Here is a 16,934-nt window from a genome sequence, read left to right as displayed (position 1 = left end):
CGCGAAACGAAGGTCGACTATCGCCTCTGAAGACCAGAGGCTCTCGCCATGTACAGCACACCCCCGCTCCACCAGGCATCTATCAGCCGCGCCCTGCCCGAATGGGTCACGATGTTGCATCCAACGCATACCCAGCACATCGTCGAGCAATTGCGTGCCGACTACCTCGCCGATGACGGCGCCCCCTTCAGTTGGTACAGCACCGCCTCGGATGATGATCGCCAGCGACTGCGCGCACTCATCGAAGCGCGCAACACCCACCAACGAGCCCTGCAAAAGAGCCTGCGCGGGTTCCAAGGGATCACCGAATTCTGCAAACCGTTGCTGACCCGCCGACTGAACATCGCTGTGGCCGTGGACAAGGCCCACTATGTATTCCAACCCTTCGAACCCGCCAGCAGCAACTGGCCAGGCGTTCCCAACCCGGAGATACCGCTGGTACCGGAGCGGGAAGTGGACATCCTGGCCACCCGACCTGTCGGCGCACCGCAGTCGCGCAGCCTGTTCGAGGCGGCCCTGCACAACTTCGAAGGCCTGGATGAAGTCGGCGCCTACAGCACACTGATCAACGCGCCAGACGATGACAGCCCACTGCAAGGGCTATCGATGGCGAGCTTCGTCAGGCATTGCCGGGAGCTGGACCTGGGTCGACAGTACCAGGCCCATCTTCAGTCGTACTATGACGGCCCGCGCAAGGCTGAAATCGAGCGACTGACCCTCGACACCCTGCGCCATTCATTACGGGTGCGGGCGCAGGTCGCGGCCCTTCAGGGACTGCTTAGCCAACGCGGCCTCCGCGGCCTGAACCAGCTGGCCGAAAACGCAGCTCGGCCAACCTATGGACAACACAACCTGCACTGCTGGCGCCTGAGCCTGTTCGACATTCCCCTCCACGACCTCCTGCTGATCGGGCCAGACCAACCCGACCAGAACAATCCATGCATCGTCTACATGCCGAATGACAGCGAACACCCGGTCAGGGAGTTAAGCTCACGCCAGGAGGCTGGACGGCATCTCAGCCACAGGCTGCTGCAGAGCACGTTCCGCCGCCTGTTGATCAATTGCGCCTACCAGGACAGACAGGCGGAGCTGAACCGCTTGCTTGAGCAGGCACTGTTCGAACCGCGTGACGGCCTCGTCCACCCGCGCCGAGAGATCGATCTGCGGTTCACCCCTTCGCGAGTCAATGGCGGGCTCTGGTCGGCGCTCTACGCGGCCAATGTCTCGCGGATGAAAGCAGATGCCAGGGCCATCGCCGTCCCAACCGCCGATGTCGACGCCAAGGCCCGCCAGGAACGTCTGGCCCATTGGGCCGAGACGGGCGTGAGCCTTCTCAATGTCGCCGCCTTTTTCGTCCCCGGCCTGAATACGGTCATGGCGGGCGTGTTCGCCTATCAAATCATGGATTCGGTGTTCACTGGGTTCCACGCCTGGGAGGAAGGCGATACTGCCCAAGCGTTGGGGCAATTGACCGCACTGGCCATCAATGCGGCGGTAACGGCGGGTTTTGCGGTGGGTACGCGGCTGGTGCAGGCCTCTGGCTTCGTCGATGCCTTGCAACGCGTCTGGCATGACGGGCAAGCATTGCTGTGGCACCCGCAAATGGCCCGTTATGCCAGCTCCACAATCTTGCCGGAGGGTGCAGTGATGGACGCGTCAGGCTATTACCGGGTCGAGGGTAAGATCTACTGGATGCACGATGGCGCGATGTTCGAAATCTTCCAGGACGCCGAACAGCAGTGGCGTGTTCGCCATCCCCACGACCCCAATGCTTATGCCCCTCTTCTGCACCACCACGGTGACGGTCGTTGGCAACTGGCTTTCGAACGACCGGTGGAATGGGAGCCAGCCCAGTTGCTGCGCCGCCTGGGCCAGTTCAGCGCCGGGCTCGACGATGCCGAACTGGCCGCCGCCCTGCGTACTACCGGCATCGACAGCACGGTCCTGCGGCGCACCCAGGCTACCGGGCTGCAGCCTCCGGCACTGCTGCGCGAAACCTTGCTTCGCCTGCGCCTGGACAACCAGGTAGAGCACATCGTCGGCAGCGTACGCCATGGCCAACGCCTGGCCGCCTACAAGAACTACGCACTGCCAGAACTGCTGAACATGCCGCAATGGCCCCTAAATCATGTGCTGAAGGTGTACGACGGCCCGGAGCCTTGGGGCGATTCGGTGCGCTACGGCGCGCCACCGATGCTTGGCCAGGTGGAAATCGAGATCACTCGCTCGGACCTGGAAAGCGGCCATTTGAGCCAGACCGTGCTGGCCCAGATGGGTGAGCAACAGCGGCAATCCCTGCTGGGCGATACGCCTTCCGCGCAGCGTGCCAGCACCCTGGACCAACGACTGGCCGATCGCCTGGACAGCAAGCGCCAAGCCATTTTCGACAGCTTGCGGCACAGCCAGGGCAAATTGCGTAGCCCTGCCGAGCAAACACTGGCACGGCAGTTTCCTGGCCTACCGGACAGCGCGCTGGAGGAGATACTCAGACACATCGGTCACGGCGAGCGGCAACGACTTGCATCGGGGCGGGTGCCCTTGCGCATTGCCGAAGAAGCACGGTTGCTGCAAGCCCATGCACGGCTCGATCAGGCACTCCTGGGCTTGTATCGGCTCTCGCTGGCCAATGCCGACAGCCATTTGTTGAAACAGGCGTTGCTGGCCGAACACCCCGGCGCAACGGCCACCGAGCTGTTCGGCCACGCCACCGCCGACCGAGGGCATTGCGCTGCCCTGCTCGGCCAACAGCCCATCCGGCCGAGCGTGCGATCACCCTTGCGCCTGGCCAACGGCCGTCTGGGCTACCCGCTCAGTGGCCGAGGCGCCTCCACGAGCGTCGCCACCGGACGACTCCGGGCCCTCTACCCAACGCTCAATGCCGAGCAGCTCAGCGCGCTGCAAGCGCAACTGTCCCAAGCCGGTGACTTGGGCAGCGCAATCCAACGACTCGAAGAAGAACAGCGCACCTTGCTGAGCGCACTGAACCGCTGGCATCAGGCCGTCGAGCAGTCGCCCCTGCGTGACCAACGCCGGCAATGCAGCGAACGGCTCATGAGTGCATGGCGCCAAGAAGGCGAGCCCGACGCCTCGGTGCTGGTACTCGATGACCTGGAACTGACCGAACTGCCGGCAATCGGCGCACGCTTCCCACAGGTCCGCGCCCTTACCCTCGAGCGTCTGACGTTGACCCGACTGGAAGGCGCCTTTCTGGCGTGCTTCCCAAACCTCTCGCAGCTTGAAGTGATCGACAACCCGCGAATCGACGCTGAGTCACTGTTCGACGCCCTGAGGTCGACCCCTAAATTACAGGCGCTGTCGCTGGGCGAAAACCGCCTCACCACCCTGCCCCCCACGGCGCTGCGGGCCCTGGGCGCCATGCGTGACCTGCGTGTGCTCAATCTGCATGGCAACCTGCTGGAGCTCAACGATGCCAGCCTGGATTGCCTGGCAGGATTACCGCTGGAGGCCCTGGGCCTGTCGGACAACCACATCACGCTGAACCCGGCACTGGCGGCGCGCTTCCAGGACCTGGTGCATCTCAAGGTGCTTCGACTGAGTGGCAATCCACTGCAATTGGCCCCCGACCTGCGTTACATGGCGCGGCTGAGGCAACTCGACCTGGACCGCTGCGACCTCAGCCAATGGCCCAACGGGCTGTCCACCCTAATGCGCCAGCCGCAGTACCAACTGCGCATCCTGGACCTTTCCCACAATCGCATCGGTACAGTCCCCGATCTGTCCGACGTGTTACAGACACCCTTCGCCCGCGATGTTGCCGCCCGTGTCGAAGGACGCAGCTGGCTGTTCAATTTCAACCCGCTCGAAGGCCCAACGCGTACTCGCCTGGCGAACGGTGGTGTCAACGTGACCGAGCGTACGCCACGACAAGGGGATCGGGGGATATGGCGTGACCAGGCCAGCAGTCACCAGCAACGACTCTGGAGCGACCTGTTCGAACACGGCGGGAACCGCCATCTGCTCAACGCTTTGGAGCGTTTGGCGCAATCGGCAGAAGCTCGCCAGGACGCACAAGGCGTTGCGACGCGCGTGTGGGCCATGCTCGAGAAAGCCGGACAGGACACCGGGCTACGAGAGCGCCTTGAACAAGTCGCCCAGGACTACCCACCCACCTGTGGGGATGCCGGTGCCGATGCTTTCAGCGCTCTGGAGATCGAGGTGCTGGCCCACGAGACGGCGGGTCGGCTCGGTGATCGCTCGCAAACGCTGCTGCACCTTTACCACCGGTTGTTCCGGCGCAGCAAAGTCAATGAACTGGCCGACCGCATCAGTCTGCGAAGAACGCTACGCAAGCAGGCCCTGCAAGATGATGTCTTTGACGAAGACTTGCCGCCATACGATGAGCTGGACGAGCCTTTGGCCTATCCGGATCTGTACCTGCAAACCGGCCTGGTCGACGATATCGAGGTACGACTGGCCTTGCGTCAATCGCTGGCCGCGCGCCTGGACTTCCCCGAGCCGAGCCGGGGCATGCTGTACCGTGACACCGCCAGAATCACCCAAGGCATCATCGACAAAGTGGCTGCCGAGGTGGAACGGCTCGATCGTGACCACCAGGCTCGGGAGCGCTGGTTGATCGAGCAACCAGGTTGGGTCATGCACATTAAGACCCGCTATGCCGAGCAGTTCATCCTGCTCACCGATTTCTGGCGATCAGGCCATGACTACCTGTTCTACTGCCTGGATCGAAGCAATGAGCCTGTCACGCGCCTAGATACCTCGGTCACCACCGCTCTGGCGAAAGTCATGCCGGCCAGTCCCCTGGACGAACAGCACCATCTGCGCCGCGTGCAGCTCAACGACGGGCAGTTCAAGCAAGCCATGGATGCCCTGAACGCCGAGCAACAGCAGGTCGAACATGGCCTGTTGCTCAGCCTCACCCACCAGGTGGCAACCCTCGGCGGCTAGGTCGCGCTCACTGTCCGCGCAGGTCTTCGAAGAAGGCCTGCCGGCCATCCACCTGGCTGGACGCACGCGGCGCACTCGCCGCCTCGCCATTGGCAGCCTCGACATGCCAATAGCAGTGCCGGACCGCCCGCGTCACCGCTACGTAGGCCAAGCGCTGTACCTCTTCTTTCTGCGCGGTATCGAAAGGCTGGGCATCGCCTGAACGGCCCAATTCGGCCAGTCGATAGACCTGGTTCTTGTACGGCGAACTGGTCAGGTACTGGCAGTCGCCCAACATGAACACCGCATCGGCCTGCAGGCCCTTGGCGCTGTGATAGGTCAACTGACGCAGCCGACGCTGCTCGGCGGGCAGTGCCGCTTCGGCTTGCAGTACCGTTTGCAGGTGCTCACTCATCAAGGCCCGGTCACTGCCCTTGCGGTACAGCATCATCACCGACTCACCGCGCTGGTAGTGCTCGATCAAGGTTTGGCCCAGTGCCGCCTCGTCACGGTCGAACACCCGGACCGGCGAGCCCGGCAATTCCGCAGCCGGCCCCGCGGCACGCGCCTTCTTGCCCGCGATGGCCGGAGTCCCCTTGACCAGATGCTCGGCGGCGTCGATCACCTGCTGCTGGCAGCGGTAATTGTCGACCAGCATCACCCGGGTATTGGCCGGTGACGGGAAGGTCTTGGTGAACTCCATGAAGTACTTGGGCGAGCTGCCACGCCAGCCGTAGATCGACTGCCAGTCGTCCCCCACGCACAGCAACGACGAGTGCTGGGCATTCCGCCCAGTATGCATGGTTGTGCCACGCCGGCGAATTTCAGCGAGGCTGGCCCGGAGCCAACTGACGATCTGTGGTGAAACGTCCTGGAACTCGTCGATCATCAAATGGGCCAACGGGCGCAGCAATGGGTCGGGCAACAGCTGCAGGTTCTCGGGATTGTTTTCACCAAACAGGGCGAACATGCGGTTGTAGCTCATCACCGGCGGCGACTGGGCGAGCAAATGCGCCTCCAGCGCCTTCCAGTACAATGCCAGCGCTTCGAAGAACAACCCATCACTGTCGCCTGCGGGGAAGCTCATCGCTGCGACCGCTCTGCCGACCTCAAGGCCAAGGTTCTCGATGAAACTTGCCGCGCCGACGAAGGCATCGAGCAGCGGCGCCGCTGCCAGTTCGCCCTTGACCTTGTACTCGAAACCCGGTCCCGACACCGCATCCCCCGCCAACGACGCCGCCAGGCGCCGGGCCATCGCGTAGTTGTCGAGCCAGATCAGCGGCTTGTCACAGTAGGCCTGCAACAGCGTGCGCTTGACCGCCCATTCCGCACGCACCGCAAGCTTGGCGCCGGGGCGTTGGTACTGAGCACTTTCCGAGGGGTCGAAGCCCAGCACCACCCAGGTATCCAGCCCTTCTAGACGCCCGTGGACATGGAAGCGACTGCCGCGAATGTCTACCGTCTCGCGGCACGGCTCGATGCCCCTGATCGGCCAGGCGCCCGCCGCGAACCACAGGTCCTCGATCACATCGCACAGCTCTTCGTCACGCTGGGCGGCCAGCTGGGTCACCTGCACACGCTTTTGCACGTCCGGGTGGTCCGGGTCCAGGGGCTTGAGCTGCAGGGCCTCGCGACGCAAGGTCGCGATGATCTGGGCAAAGCGCGGGCTTTGATCGAGCAGCTGGCTGTAGCACAGGTTCAGCTGCTGACGCTGGGCGTCGTTCAGACGTAGATCGAACGGATTACTGTCAGCCTCAGCCTCTTGCCCGGCCGGCATCTCGCTGCCCAGTGTCTCGAATGCCCGTACCTGGCCAAAACCCGGCAGGCTGCGGACCAGCGGCAGAATGCGCGAATGGAAGGTTCGCACCATTTCCCGGGCACGGGCAGGCGACAGATCGATCTGCCAGCGTGCGAAGACCTGCACCAGGCGCTTGATGAAATCCTTGCGTGACTCGCGGGTGAAGGTGACCACGGTCATCGCGTCAAGCTCGTAGCCCAGGTAATGGCGTAGCAGCAATATCCGCAGCACCAGCGAGGTAGACTTACCCGCGCCGGCCCCCGCCACCACGCAGGTGGACGGTGTGTCGCTGAAAATCAGCTTCCACTGCGCGGCGCTGGGCTGGGCCTCGGCAGGCAGGCGCTGGGCGACATCGGCCTTGAAGCGCTTTTTCAACTCGGCGCTCAGCGGCAGACGCCAATCATCGAACAGTTTGTCGTCCTGGCCGGGAACCGCAGGCGCATCGGGGCGAATGTCGCGAATCACCAGTACCTGGCGCCCGGCTTCGTAACCTTCCAGCCGTCCACGCTCGAAACCTTCTCGCAGGCCGTCAGCGTGGCCGCTGCGTTGGCCAGTGGCGTGCCCCAGGAACCAGGAGTCGCGGTGTTGCGCTTGCAGACGGCTCAGGCCACGCCCAAGCAGGCGTGCGGCCAGGCGACGAAACCAAGGCAGCTGGGCTGGAGGGGTAAGGTCGGCGGGCGCCTGGGTTTGCTCGTGGGCCACGATCACTCCGTTGAAAATCGAATCAGCAGCCATGTTCGCTGCATCTAAGAAAAATCGCCAGCGAATCAGTGCATTAGGCGACAAAGCGGTCAAATGCCATCTGCAATTCAATCTATTTTATAGATTGTTTTAAGCCGATATTTACGCTTTTTTTCGATCTTTAACCCACGCATCATGGCGTCATTCCACCGAATCAAGGAGCACGACCATGCTGCAACTGCGACCGTTCGAAAGCCTTGGCCACGCCAATCATGGCTGGCTCGATGCCCACCACCATTTCTCCTTCGCCGAATACTACGACCCGGCGCGCATGCACTGGGGCAACCTGAGGGTCTGGAACGACGACTTGATCGCGGCCGGCAGCGGGTTTCCACCGCACCCGCACCGCGACATGGAAATCATCACCTACGTCCGTGAAGGCGCCATCACCCACCAGGACAGCCTTGGCAACAAGGGCCGTACCGAGGCGGGCGATGTCCAGGTGATGAGCGCCGGGACCGGCATCGTTCATAGCGAGTACAACCTGGAAGACGTCGACACGCGGATCTTCCAAATCTGGATAGTGCCTGAGCGGGTTGGCGATGCGCCGTCCTGGGGAACCCGTCCCTTCCCCAAAGGCGAACGCGGTGAGGGCTTCGTCACCTTGGCCAGTGGCCGTGCCGGCGACGAAGACAGCTTGCAGATTCGCACCGATGCAAGACTCGTGGCAGCCACCCTGCGTGCAGGGGAAAGTGCCGAGTACCGCCTCGATGCAGGGCGCCGCGGTTACCTGGTGCCAGCCAAAGGACTGGTGGAAATCAATGGACTGCGAGCCAAGGCCCGCGACGGGGTGGCGATCGAGCAGGAAGAACTGCTGCAGGTGACCGCGATCGAAGACAGCGAGATCGTGCTGGTCGATGTAGCTTGAGTGAAGGGAACAACCGCCAGCAAGCTGGCTCCTACATCGCAATTTCTGTAGGGGCCGGCTGGCTGGCGATTGGGCTGCACGACAGCCCCTGTTTTAACCGTTTCGATCAGGCAATCGCCGCATCCACCAACACCTGGGCTTCTTGCACCAGACGCTGCAAATGCGCTTCGTCGATGAAGCTCTCGGCGTAGATCTTGTAGATATCCTCGGTACCCGAGGGCCGCGCGGCGAACCAGCCGTTGGCGGTCATCACCTTCAGCCCGCCAATGGCCTGGCCGTTGCCCGGTGCATGGCTGAGGATCTGCACGATTGGCTCGCCGGCAAGTTCCGTCGATGTCACCTGCTCTGGCGCCAATTTGCTCAGCAAGGCTTTCTGCCGTGCATCGGCCTTCGCCTCGACACGCGTGGCATACGGTTTACCCAGTGCTTTGGTCAGGTCGGCATAGGCCTGGCTTGGGTTGCGTCCGGTACGGGCGGTCATTTCCGCCGCCAACAACGCCGGGATCAAACCATCCTTGTCAGTCGCCCAGACCGTGCCGTCCTTGCGCAGGAACGAGGCACCGGCACTTTCCTCACCGCCAAAGCCCAACGAGCCGTCGAACAGGCCCTGGGCAAAGAACTTGAAGCCGACCGGCACTTCGTACAATGCACGCCCCAGATGCTGGGTAACCCGGTCGATCAGGCCACTGGACACCACGGTCTTGCCCACGGCGGCATCGCTGCGCCATTGCGGGCGGTGGCGGTACAGATAGTCGATGGCCACTGCCAGGTAGTTGTTCGGTTGCAGCAGGCCGTCGGGCGTGACGATACCGTGACGGTCGTGGTCCGGGTCGCAGGCAAACGCCACATCGAACCGCTCGCGCAGACCAATCAGTCCCTGCATCGCGTATGGCGAAGAGGGGTCCATGCGAATCTGGCCGTCCCAGTCGACGGTCATGAAGCGGAACGTCGGGTCAACCTCGGTGTTCACTACTTCCAGGTTCAGTTGGTAACGCTCGGCGATCGCCGACCAGTAGCGCACCCCTGCTCCGCCCAGCGGATCGACGCCCAGGCGCAGGTTGGCGCCACGGATGACATCGAAGTCGATGACGTTCTCAAGGTCTGCGACATAGCTGGAGACATAATCGTGACGCTGGGTGGTCGCTGCCTGCAGCGCCTGGGCGTGGTCCACGCGCTTGACGCCGACAAGGCCCGCCGCCAGCAGTTCGTTGGCCTTGGCCTCGATCCACTTGGTCACATCACTGTCGGCAGGGCCGCCATTGGGCGGGTTGTACTTGAAACCGCCGCTCTGGGGTGGGTTGTGCGAAGGCGTGATGACGATGCCGTCGGCCAGGCCCTGGGTGCGGCCGCGGTTGTAGCAGAGGATGGCATGGGACACCGCGGGCGTCGGGGTGTACTCATCGTCCTTGGACAGCATCACCTGCACGCCGTTGGCGGCCAGTACCTCCAGAGCGCTGGCCGCTGCCGGGGCAGACAAGGCATGGGTATCGGCACCGATGAACAGGGGGCCGTCGATGCCCTGCTCCTGACGGTACAGGCAGATGGCCTGGGTAATGGCCAGGACATGATACTCGTTGAAGCTCAGTTCAAGCGAACTGCCCCGGTGCCCCGAGGTGCCGAAGGCCACGCGCTGGGCCGCCACGGCGGCGTCGGGACGGCCGGTGTAATAGGCGGTGAGCAGGCGGGGAATATCGACCAGCACGCTGGCCGGAGCCGGCTTGCCTGCCAAAGGACTGAGCGTCATGCAAAAACCTCGAGTTCAACGGATGTTGGTGTTGGAACACGCAGTGTACTGGGAGTTGCAATACTGCGCGATGGGCCCGCCGAGGATTATTCGCCAGCCATGTGCCACCATCCCGGAAACATCTGCTGGACCCGCGCCTGGGCAAAGCGCTCGTCGATCAGCACCAGCACGCCACGGTCCTGATCGCCTCGTATGACCCGACCAGCGGCCTGAATGACCTTGCGCACACCTGGGTACAGATAGGCGTAGTCGAATCCGGCGCCGAACTGGCGACCCAGTCGCAACTTGAACTGTTCGTTGACCGGGTTGACTTGCGGCAGACCGAGGGTCGCGACAAAGGCGCCGACCAGGCGCGTACCCGGCAAGTCGACCCCTTCACCGAAGGCGCCACCAAGGACCGCGAAGCCAACCCCCTGGCCGTCGGCGACAAAGCGGTCGAGAAACGCCTGACGCGCCTGTTCGTCCATGCCCGGCGACTGCAGCCACAATGGGATCGTCGGGTGGCGACGGGCGAGCACGTCGGCGACCTGTTGCAGGTATTCGAAGCTGCTGAAAAACGCCAGATAGTTGCCCGGCATCCGCTGATACTGCTCGGCGATCAGGGTGGCAATAGGCTCCAGCGAGGCGTGCCGTTGGTGGTAACGGGTGGACACTTCGCTGGCGATACGCACTTGCAGCTGTTCACCCCGAAATGGCGCCGCCACCTCAAGCCATGCGGTATCCGAGGGCATGCCCAGGAGGTCGGCATAGAAATGCCTGGGGCTGAGCGTGGCCGAGAACAGCGTCACGCTCCGGGCAGCCTGCATGCGCGGGTCCAGCAGCCGCGCCGGCGTGACATTGCGCAGGCACAGGGTGGCCAGACGCCGATTGCGCTGACCGCTGCGCAAGCTGATATCGAACAGGAAGTGCTCATCGAACAGCTCGGCCACCCGATTGAACTGCAAGGCCTGGAAGAAGAACTGCAGCACCTGCGGGTCCACTTCACCATTGGACTGGTCCAGGCGTTCCTGGATGACCCCGATGCATCCCTGCAGGGCTCGCAGAAAAGCCTCTGGTAGTTTGTCGCTGGCCTGATACGGCGCCTGTTGGGCCTTGAACACGGCATTCCACTGCCGGTTCAGACGGTCCAGCGCGCTGCCAAGGCCCACTGGTTTACTCTGGCGCAGCGCAAGCAACTGGCCCTGGTCGAGACTGGCGCTGTACATGCCGCGGCCGCGCTCGATCAGGTTGTGGGCTTCGTCCACCAGCACCGCGACCCGCCACTGGTTGGCCTGGGTCAGGCTGAACAGCAACGCATGGGCATCGAAGTAGTAGTTGTAGTCGGCCACCACCACATCCACCCAACGGGCCATTTCCTGGCCCAGGTAGTACGGACACACCTGGTGGGCCAAAGCCACCTCGCGAAGCAGTTGCCGATCGAGCATCGGCAGGCGTGCTGCTGCCTCACGCGCCGCCGGCAGGCGATCATAAAAGCCCTGGGCCAAGGGACAGGACTCGCCATGGCACGCTTTGTCGGGGTGCTCACAGGCTTTGTCGCGAGCGATCAACTCCAGGGTCCTCAACGCCGGCTGCGCCGAGGCATCGTCGATCTGTCGCAGGGCGTCGAGGGCCAGTGCCCGGCCTGGGGTCTTGGCCGTCAGGAAGAACAGTTTATCGAGCTGTTGCGGCGCCATGGCCTTGAGCAACGGGAACAGCGTACCCAGGGTCTTGCCGATCCCCGTGCTGGCCTGGGCCATCAGGCAACGGCCAGTGCTGACCGCCTTGTACAGGGTCTCGGCCAATTGGCGCTGGCCCTGGCGAAACTGCGGGTATGGAAAGCCCAATACCTGCAAACCCTGGTTGCGCTCGGCCAGGCGCTGCTCCTGATATTGGGCCCAGGCGAGAAATCGCTGGCACTGGGTTTCGTAGAAGGTTTGCAATTGTCCAGCCTGGTAGCGCTCGCTGATCAGCGTCTGGCCATCGTTGTCGACGTCCAGATACACCAGCGCGACGTCGATTGACGCCAGCTGCCGGGCCTGACACAGCAGCCAGGCATATACCTTCGCCTGCGCCCAGTGCAGTTGCCGATGGTTGGCCGGCTGGCGCGCCAGATCGCCACGGTAGGTCTTGATCTCCTCCAGCCGATTGCAACTGGGGTCGTAGCCATCGGCACGCCCGCGCACCTGCAAACCCCGATACTGGCCTTCAAGGGTGATTTCCGACTCATAGTCGGCCGCGCGCCGGGCCACCACTCGCCGATGCCCCTCGATGCCTTCCAGCGCCGTGGGCGATGGCGTGAAGCGCAGGTCCAGGTCACCGACCTTGGCACTGAACTCACAAAGCGCACGTACTGCTACCGAGTAGGTCACGGCGCCTCGCTCCAGCGAACATGACACACCGCCACCGGCAAGTCATGCTCGGCGCAAAATGCCAACCAGCGCAACTGGTTGTCCTGCAGGCGATCTCCCGGCCCTTTGACCTCGACCATCTGGTAACGGCCTTGCTCAGGCCAGAACTGAATCAAGTCGGGCATGCCCGCACGGTTGTTGCGAATGTCCTGCAACAGCCGCGTGAAGCAGTGTTTCAGGTGGGCGGCTGGCAAGCAGTCCAGTGCCTGGTCCAGCAACGCCTCGCTCAACTGCCCCCAGAACACGAACGGCGACTGCAGGCCGTGCTTGGCGATGTAGCATTCACGCATGGCCTGGCGATAGCTACCATCGTCGAGCCTTGCCAGGCAGGCGTCGAACAGGGCGGCACGACGCTGCTGAAAGTCGCTGTCGTGCAGGTCTTGAGGCCCGCTCTGGAACGGGTTGAAAAAAGCCCCCGGCACCGGAGCGAATATCGCATCCCAGCACAAGAGGCCGAACAGGCTGTTGAACAGGGTGTTTTCCACGTAGTGGACCACTGCGCCCTGCCCGGCCAGATGTTGCCGCACCGCTTGCTCGACGCCCAGCGCTGCCAGCTCGCGGGGCAGCTCCAGTTCGAGCAGGGTCAAGGGCGCCGTACGGCTGCGTTTTTGCGCTGGACCACCGAGTTTGCGCACCAGCCTGGGCAACATGCGCTCAAGGGCCTGGACCTCAAGGGCGTTGGCCGGTGCGGCGGCCAACTGCTGGGCCATTTCAAGGGCTTGCGGCCACCGTTCACTGCGCTCCAGCACCCGCACCTGGCGGATCCGTGCCTGCGCATGGTTGCTTTGGGCGTACACCGCCAGGGCCTGGTCCCAATCGCCGAGGCGCTCGCACTGCTGGCCAAGGGCAAACAGCAAACGCGAACGGCGTCGTGCCAGCCAGGGGTTGTCACAACTCAGGCCTTGCAAGGTAGTGAGGATGGCCACCGGTGACTCGCCCTGCTCCAGGCCCTCGGCGCACCGATGCAGCGTCATCGCCAGATCGACCTCGGCCCGTTCACACAAGGCGCGGGAGTCGTGGCTGAACGGCACCGTTTCGAAGCGCAGCAAGCCCAGGTCGGCGAGCACGAACTCTGACCAGTCCTGGTACAGGTTGCCGAAGAACAGCAGACGAATACGGTCGCACAGCACCTGCAGGCGCCACTGAACGATGCGCATGGGGGCATCGACGTACCATTCGGCCAACGGCCGGGGTTCGAGCGCCAATGGCTGCAGTTGCGCAAACATATCGCTTTTCGATGCTCTAGGCCGGGTCAACTGGCCCGCGAAACATGCCGCCAGCTCGTCCTTGCGCAGCAGGGCGAACAGGTGCTCCAGGCTCAGCGACGCAGGCTCAGCGACCCAACCGAGCGCTTGCAACGGCTGTAGCGCCAGCATGGGGTCACCGATTTCGGCGTAGTCCAGCCGGTCGCTGCGAAACAGCTCGCCCTTGCGCATGACCATGCGCACCATCAATGCCTGTGCTGGCACTTCCAGCTGGGCGAAGGCCTGGATGAACGCCAGCTCGTGCGTATCCAGCAAGTCGGCGTAACGTTGCTCGACCCACAGCAATACCTGACGAAAGTTATGCAGGTAGTAGAGCGGGTCGTCGACGGAATGGGCAATCACGAGTAGGGTCGGGCCACGGTCACAAAACACTGTTTATACATACAGATCATAGCGACTGGCAAGCGTGACGGATCAGCGGTCAGACCCGATCGGCCTCAGGCCAGCCAGCACAGGACTCCAGAACACGGGCCAAGCGCTGCAGTGCTTCTGCCAGCGCGTGTGGTTGATCAGCCAGCCAGGTCAGCGCGATGTGCTGGCGATACTGCCCCGAGGCGCTGTAGCGCTGCCCGGGCATGACCTGCAATACAGGCCCGGACAAGGCACCGAGCGGCTGCGACCGATGCAGGCGGACCCACAAGGTTCGCCCGCCTTCGGGCATCTTGAACGCCACCAACGCACCCAAGTGCCGCTCGACCAGTTCGCAGAGCAGTTCCATGCGCTGGCGCCATTGCCCTTGCAACAGCGCCAGATTGGCATCGACCTCGCCCTTGGCCAACAGTTGGGCGAGCGCCAACTGGCGCAGTGGCGCCAACAGGAAGCCCCGTTGCGCAATGGCCGGGCAGAGCAACGGGTTGCGGCATAGCACATAGGCATAGGGCGCCTCGGCCCCGACACTGGCCTCCAATGATCCGAGCACCATCAACCAGCACGGGTCGACCCAGTCGCGCAGGCGCGCAGCCGGCGGTGCATCGAAGCAGTGTTCGCTATCGAGATCGTTCTCCAGCAACCACACGGGATGCTGATCGAGCAACTGAGCGATGCGCCGTTGATCGTGCTGTGGCATCAGACGCCCCAGCGGCATCCCCAGGCAGGACGGCATCACCAACATGCGCACCGACTCGCGACCGAGCAAACACGACAAACGCTCCACATCCAGGCTGCCACAGTCGCGCAGAGGCACCTCCAGCACCTGCATGTCGCAACGTTGCAAAACCTGCAGCAGACGCCAGCAGCACGGTGAAGCGACCACTACCGTGGCACCTCGCAGCGACAATGCCTCCAGTACGGTCTCCAACAGCCCCTGCACATCGGAACCCAGGTGAACATCCTCACCGCACCAGTATTGCTGGGAGGACCGGGTGTAACGCTCGGCCAAGGCGTTACGCAGCCGTATGTCGCCGGTGTTCTCCCAGGTGGACGCCGCCCGCTCCCTTTGCCGGGCCAAGCGCCGCTCGTGAGCCAGCAGCACCCGCTCCAATGCCGGGTGTGCAGGCACGGCAGGCCGGCCAAGTGTCATTCCTTGTGACACCTGAACGCCCCGCTGCGGATCGGACTGTACGAAGTACCCCGACTTGGGCACGGACACCACACGCCCTTCATGTTCCAACAAGCTGTAGGCGCTTTGCACGGTAGCCAGCGACACACGTAGCCGCCTGGAGAGATCGCGTAACGAAGGCAAGCGCCGCTCTCCGCTTTGCTGGGCATCGGCGATCAGGGCTTGGAGATAGTGATACACCGTCTGGTAGGCGAACTCGCCCCGTGGCGATCGCACCATCAGGGGGATGCCTTGCACGGCGCTGGAGTCGAATGGGGCTGGCGGCGCAGCAACCGCAATTGCACGTCGCGCCGAGCCAGGGACGTCAGTATTTGCCTGGCTGAGGGCGGTATGCGCCCCTCGTAGATCGCCCTCATCTGCGCCAAGGTCAAGCCGCTGGTATTGACCAACCAGTCTTTGACCGGTTCAGGGCACGGCTTGCCCTGCAAGGCACGATGAAGGTACGGCAAGGCGACCAGCATGTCAGGCTGCCGGCATTGGAGGTAACGCTCCAGATCACGTCCGCGGTGGGCGAATGGGCTGAACAGCGCACAGGTAAGCTGCGCCTGGCTTATGCCATAGGTCTTCGCGAATCGGGCCTGCACCGCCTCATAAGGCCGTAACAGGGAAGACGCATTGGCCAGGCGCAATGACAATCTGGGGGTATCGGGATCGATGCACTGCGCACGCATTTCATGCAAATGCGTGATGGCCAGCGGATCGAGAAACGCTCCGAGCGGCTTGCCATCGAGGTTGGATTCAAAGCGGCACCCGAGCAGTTCATCCAGTGGGTCCGAACCAGGTTGTGACACGCACAGATCATCCACGGCGATGACCCTCAGCATTGCGGGCTCCGACGCCGGTAGCTCTGGATCGCGCGCCGGGTCCAAGGCTGTCCCGGCGACAGCATGCAAGGCACCCAGGCCATCAAGCACCTCAGCCAGGCACTGGGGCATGCCGCGCAGCCCTTGCTCACCTGCTTGGCGCAAGGTCCGCCGGGCCCAGGACAGGTAACGTCGCCGCTGACGCGCAGGCATGGCGGTAAGCACCACGTCCCCGCCTTGCTGCCCGGCCAGGGCCTGGCGCAAGGCATCGGCCAACTCCAGGTGCATACGACTGCCGAGCAGGGCTTCCGGGCGTGCATCGATCATGTGACCGAACAGCAAAAGGGCATTGCGGGCCAGTGTCCAACGTTCGGCCTTGGGCGTTGGGCGACGGCTGAATGGAACCACTTCACCGCCCTCGATCATCTGCAACTGCACCCGGACGTCATCATGCATGAACAGAGTGTTGAACAAGCGCTCGTGGCTTTCCAGCTTGTGGTTGCCAAGCGCCGGCAGGCATACAACCAGCACCCGCAACCGGAACGTTTCCGGCGCGCGCAGGGCGATGGTCAACTGGGCGGCACGCAACAGCGTCAGCAGGCGGGCACTACCGCGGTCATTGCCCTGCACCACCAACAAACGCAGAGCCCCCATGTATTCCACGCCCCCAGCGGCCACCAGAAGACGCTGAACCAGTAATTGCAAAGACGCACGCTGCGCCTGCGACATGTTGCCCAACACACGCTCGAGCACCTGTTTGTAGATATAGTGCATCGCTTGGTCGTGAATAGCACTCATGCTGTCACCTCATCAACTTTATCCGTTCGCCACGCATGCTGAGAAAATGCATCGACGATTAGAAATT

The 16,934-nt window shown here is 63.2% G+C and carries 8 protein-coding genes; 2 read left to right on the top strand and 6 right to left on the bottom strand.

The window, feature by feature from the left end; genetic code table 11:
• The first annotated feature begins 48 nt into the window (after positions 1-48).
• Positions 49-4,926, top strand: a complete 4,878-nt coding sequence (locus C4Q26_RS24710; RefSeq protein WP_371919560.1) for an NEL-type E3 ubiquitin ligase domain-containing protein — start codon at positions 49-51, stop codon at positions 4,924-4,926.
• Positions 4,927-4,933: 7 nt separating this feature from the next.
• On the opposite strand, the gene C4Q26_RS24705 is transcribed toward C4Q26_RS24710, so the two are convergent.
• Positions 4,934-7,438, bottom strand: coding sequence for a UvrD-helicase domain-containing protein (locus C4Q26_RS24705; protein ID WP_104883820.1), 2,505 nt, complete (start codon positions 7,436-7,438; stop codon positions 4,934-4,936).
• A 175-nt stretch (positions 7,439-7,613) separates the two neighbouring features.
• Here C4Q26_RS24705 and C4Q26_RS24700 point away from each other — a divergent pair, with 175 nt between their 5' ends.
• A complete protein-coding gene (locus tag C4Q26_RS24700; protein WP_023380872.1) occupies positions 7,614-8,312 on the top strand; it encodes a pirin family protein in 699 nt (232 codons plus the stop codon).
• 106 nt (positions 8,313-8,418) lie between these two features.
• Here C4Q26_RS24700 and pgm read toward each other — a convergent pair whose 3' ends face one another.
• The 5 genes from pgm to C4Q26_RS24675 all read right to left on the bottom strand — a co-directional run bounded on the left by pgm (position 8,419) and on the right by C4Q26_RS24675 (position 16,867).
• Positions 8,419-10,056 (bottom strand): phosphoglucomutase (alpha-D-glucose-1,6-bisphosphate-dependent), encoded by a 1,638-nt coding sequence (pgm, locus tag C4Q26_RS24695; RefSeq protein WP_104883819.1) that lies wholly within the window; start codon positions 10,054-10,056, stop codon positions 8,419-8,421.
• Between the two features lie 86 nt (positions 10,057-10,142).
• Positions 10,143-12,404, bottom strand: a complete 2,262-nt coding sequence (locus tag C4Q26_RS24690) for an ATP-dependent DNA helicase (protein ID WP_104883818.1) — start codon at positions 12,402-12,404, stop codon at positions 10,143-10,145.
• Positions 12,401-14,050 (bottom strand): VRR-NUC domain-containing protein, encoded by a 1,650-nt coding sequence (locus C4Q26_RS24685; RefSeq protein ID WP_104883817.1) that lies wholly within the window; start codon positions 14,048-14,050, stop codon positions 12,401-12,403. Before C4Q26_RS24685 ends, C4Q26_RS24690 begins: the two co-directional genes overlap by 4 nt.
• A gap of 79 nt (positions 14,051-14,129) precedes the next feature.
• Positions 14,130-15,485 (bottom strand): aminotransferase class I/II-fold pyridoxal phosphate-dependent enzyme, encoded by a 1,356-nt coding sequence (locus C4Q26_RS24680; protein ID WP_104881675.1) that lies wholly within the window; start codon positions 15,483-15,485, stop codon positions 14,130-14,132.
• Positions 15,485-16,867: a hypothetical protein gene (locus tag C4Q26_RS24675; RefSeq protein WP_104883816.1), complete on the bottom strand. Its 1,383-nt coding sequence runs from the start codon at positions 16,865-16,867 to the stop codon at positions 15,485-15,487. The genes C4Q26_RS24680 and C4Q26_RS24675 overlap by 1 nt, the downstream gene beginning before the upstream one ends.
• Positions 16,868-16,934: the final 67 nt, after the last annotated feature.

The organism is Pseudomonas sp. SWI44, assembly GCF_002947915.1.
In the GTDB taxonomy this organism is placed as follows: domain Bacteria; phylum Pseudomonadota; class Gammaproteobacteria; order Pseudomonadales; family Pseudomonadaceae; genus Aquipseudomonas; species Aquipseudomonas taiwanensis.
Note: the sequence above shows the minus strand (reverse complement) of the source record. Positions and strands in the feature narration are given on the sequence as shown.